Here is a 4,139-nt window from a genome sequence, read left to right as displayed (position 1 = left end):
TGTATAATAAATCCGAGGTGAATTATGATTAATTATTTAAAAGACCAGGGCATTAACGAAAATTTGATTGCCCTCTTAGAAAAATATAGAAACGAAAACGGACTTGATAATAACGATAGGGTTATCAAACCAGAGTATAAATATTATGGGAAAGATGTCTTAGAACAAGCTATCGCTGCTCTTCTTGCAGGGAAAAACATCCTCCTTACAGGGGCAAAGGCGACTGGCAAAAACGTCCTTGCTTCAAATCTTTCTTATCTTTTCAAAAGACCGACCTATAATGTGTCCTTCCATGTCAATACTGATTTTGCTTCCCTAATAGGAGCTGACACTTTCAAAAATGGTGAGGTAACTTTTAGGAAAGGCCCGATTTATGAAGCTGCTATCAAGGGTGGTTTTGCGATTTTAGATGAGATTAATATGGCAAAAAACGAGGCGATTTCTGTCCTCCACGCTAGTCTTGACCACAGGAGAATTATAGATATATCTGGCTTTGATAAAATAAACCTAGATCCAAATACCAGATTTATTGGAACTATGAACTACGGTTATGTTGGCACTCGTGAATTAAACGAAGCCCTTGCTTCTAGGTTTATGATTATAAATGTACCAAATATTACCAAGGCCAATCTTGATTTGCTCCTAAAGGATAATTTCCCAAGTCTCAAGGAAAAATATAGACTAGCCTTGATAGATATGTTTATCTCCCTACAAATGAAGAGCGAAAACAACGAGATTTCAACAAAGGCAGTCGACCTTAGAGGTCTTATCGGCGCTATTGAAACTATGAAAATCGGCCTAAATCCATTTGACGCTATCAAAATGGGACTTGTGAATAAGTCCTTTGATAAGTTTGAAAGGGACTTGGTGCTTGATTTGATAAAAACAAAAATTCCTGAAAAAATAGACGAGAGTGTCTTTGATGAGTGAGAATTTTGACAAGATAAGAGAATATAATATCATTTGGGATTTTGCAGAAAAATATGATTTTATTCCTCAAAAATCCTACCCAATGGATGAGGTCTACAAAAATATGACCAGAGGTTTTATAATAAAGACCTTTGATTTTGAGGTTTTGGATTCGTATTTTGATTATTTGAGGGCGGAAAGTCCATTTTACCCAGAATTTTCCTTCATTACCAATCTCTTGATGGAAGATATAGCCTACAAAAGTCTTTGCAAAGATAATCTCGTTATTGAATCGTTAAGAAAAGATTTTGCTAAAAAAGCTCTCCGAAAATACAAGTTCCACGAGGCAGATGACTTAAAAGAGCAAATCGAAAAGGCCTATTATGGGCAAATCCTAGGAAAACCAATAACAGAAGGTCCATTTTTTAGGACCATTTATAGGGATATTTTTAAAATTTATGACCTTGATACAGGTAAACTCATCGAGAAATTAAACGGGGTTTTTAAGACATATTTTCGTTTTGAAAAATCAAAGGAGAATGAATCCCTCCTTCAAGAAATGATTAAGGATAAAAAGCCAAAAGACTTTAAAAATTCAAAGAAGGATGCCAAGGACTTTGACTTTTCAGACGACTTTATCAAGGACCAGTTTAACATAGGATCTGCTGAGTTTACGGGAAATATTTACCTAGAAGAAAAAAACAAGGATATGGATAGGCACCTTATCCTCTTAAATGCTGACAAGGAAGGCTACCACGGGAGTGATGAATTTATTGAGGACTTTTATGGCAAGTCGGTTTTTCCGGAAATGAGGGTTAAGTCCCTTGAGAAAAAACTCGCAACTGGAGTCCATGCCGGGAAATTTTTGTATTTTACCAAGGGAGTTTATACAGATAGTCCCAATGCCAAGTTTTATAAGAAAAATAGGGACGAGGTTTTTGAGAAAAATAAGGATTATATAGAGAAAAATCTTGCCATCAACAATCGTTCCATCAAGGAACTTGCCCAGACTATAAAAAATTCAATAGCCAATTACGAAGACTTTGCCGAAGTGAGTAAGGCCTACGGGATTGTGGATTCTACAAAAGCTTGGAAGGCAAGTGTCCTCAAAGATTTTAATATTTTTGATAATATAGAAAACGATGACGTTTCGTCTTTCAAAGTTGATTTGCTTTTGGATGCTTCTGCCAGCCAAAGGAACAGGCAAGAGATAATAGCCAACCAAGCCTATATCATAGAAAATGCCATGGACGAGGTGGGTATTCCTATAAGGGTCATGTCCTTTTCAACCCTGCGTGATCACACAGTTTTCAATCTCTTTAGGGATTATAATGAAAAGCACAACAACAAGGAAATTTTTAAATATTTCGCCTCCGGATCAAACAGGGACGGCCTTGCCTTTAAGGTTTTAAACGAGCTAATTGATAAGACTAAGGAAAATGAAAAGCACATAGTGATTATCCTATCAGACGGTAGGCCAAATGACGAAAAGGCCAATATAAATACGGTCAAGCTCCTAGAAAAAGAGCAGTATGTTGGAGATGTGGCTGTGAAAGATACGGCTAAGGAAATCAGGAATATAAAAAACGAGGAAATCTCTGTTCTTGGTGTCTTTACAGGCGAAGAAGAAGATGTAGAAAATGGAAAACTGATTTATGGGGCAGATTTTTGTAGGATTACGAGCCTAACAAATTTCTCAAAGATTGTTTCGATTTTTATAAAAAATACTATTATGACAATTTAAAACTCTAATTTGTGGGATTCCTCGTCAAAGCCTGTCGGCTTTTCTGTTGGAATGACACCATAAAACCAGTGCGCCGTCCCGACATAGACCTAGGGCCGACGAGGGATAAAAAAATAAAGGGGCTGTTGCAGAATGAATAAATCGTCCCTATATCATCATAGGAACCTCTCGTGAAGTTTCGCCTCCATGAGCCGGCGGGCTAAAACTGGCCCGCCGGCCCTAAGAGGCAAACTTTGAGAGAGAACCCTATGATGATGGGACGATAGTTATTCACAATTTGCAACAGCCCCTTTTTTAGTACCTATGTTTTCTTTTTCTTCTTGCTACCCTCTTTGGTTCGTCTTTTTTGCCAAAAAACTTGTGGTAGATTTGATTTATAAGCTCCATCATCTCAGGAATCCTCGCTAGGAGGATTGCTAGGACATAAACAAATCCAGCGACAATAATTGCCCCAAAAATAGCTAGGATGTGGCTTAGGTTTTGTGCAAGGTTTGTGTAGGTGAAATCTGCAAGAAATGCCATAAGGGCTGTTGCAAGTCCGATTTTGCCAAGAGATATGGCGGCTTGCCTAAATTTGAAAGAGCCAAAATTATCCCTAAATTTATAAAGCATCACCATCGAACCAATTGCAGTTGATCCTACTGTTGCATAGGCAAGGCCTTGGATATCAAAATACCTAATCAAGATAAAGTTTAAAATTATATTTAAAACCTGCTGGCTAACAACTATTATAACAGGAGTCTTGCTATCACCTACAGCATAAAATCCCCTATCAACCACATCTGTTAGGGATTGGAAGATAATATAAGGGGCGTAGGCTGACAAAAGACTTGCCACGATTATTGTATCATCGCTAGTGAAGGCCTTTCTTTGAAAAACAAGCTCAATAATTGGCCCAGATAAAACCATCATGCCGATGGTAGCAGGTATAACTAAGCTCATAGTTATGACTACTGCTGATGAGATAGAAGCCTTCATCTCTGTTATTTTTCCAGACTGACCAAGATTTGCTATCTTAGGAAAGATGGCTGTTGTGACAGATACTGTGATTACACCAGTAATTAGGGTCAGCATGGTTTTTGAGTAAAACAATTTTGAAATGGCTGCCTTGCCAAAAAAGGCAGAAGCCATGGAGTTGTCTGCTATGATGGAAAGTTCTCCAGCAGCTGATGATATAATGATTGGCACTGCTACAACCATGAGGTTTCTAACATACTTGTTGTGGATGTCGATTATTCTCTTGTGCTTATAGCCTGCCTGTCTTACAGCCTTTGGGAATAAAATATATTGGAGAACATTACCCAAAAGAGCGCCTACTATTAGCAAGTAGGGATTGCCAGTTATGCCTGTTAGGACAGTGAAGATTATAATGACAATATTCATCAAAATTCCAGTAATGGCTGGATCAAAGAAATTGCCTTTGAGGTTTAAATACCCCCTAAAAATCGCCGAATAAAGGTAGGCGAAAACTGCGAACATCATTATC

Annotated in this window: 3 protein-coding genes; 2 read left to right on the top strand and 1 reads right to left on the bottom strand. The window is 37.8% G+C overall.

What is annotated here, in order from left to right; genetic code table 11:
• Positions 1–24: 24 nt before the first annotated feature.
• Positions 25–930 carry an AAA family ATPase gene (locus RQ893_RS08410; protein WP_311482569.1) on the top strand — a complete coding sequence of 302 codons (906 nt, stop codon included), beginning with the start codon at positions 25–27 and terminating at the stop codon, positions 928–930.
• Entirely contained in the window at positions 923–2,653 is a 1,731-nt protein-coding gene (locus RQ893_RS08405; RefSeq protein WP_311482568.1) for a hypothetical protein, read from the top strand. Before RQ893_RS08410 ends, RQ893_RS08405 begins: the two co-directional genes overlap by 8 nt.
• 294 nt (positions 2,654–2,947) lie before the next feature.
• On the opposite strand, the gene murJ is transcribed toward RQ893_RS08405, so the two are convergent.
• On the bottom strand, positions 2,948–4,139 hold a 1,192-nt coding region (gene murJ / locus RQ893_RS08400; RefSeq protein ID WP_311482567.1), incomplete at its 5' end, for a lipid II flippase MurJ.

It is taken from the genome of uncultured Anaerococcus sp. (assembly GCF_963510915.1).
Lineage (GTDB): Bacteria > Bacillota > Clostridia > Tissierellales > Peptoniphilaceae > Anaerococcus.
Note: the sequence above shows the minus strand (reverse complement) of the source record. Positions and strands in the feature narration are given on the sequence as shown.

Excerpts from the sequence above, each read along its gene's own strand:
- RQ893_RS08410 (WP_311482569.1), top strand. The coding sequence starts at position 25 with ATGATTAATTATTTAAAAGACCAGGGCATTAACGAAAATTTGATTGCC.
- RQ893_RS08405 (WP_311482568.1), top strand. The coding sequence starts at position 923 with ATGAGTGAGAATTTTGACAAGATAAGAGAATATAATATCATTTGGGAT.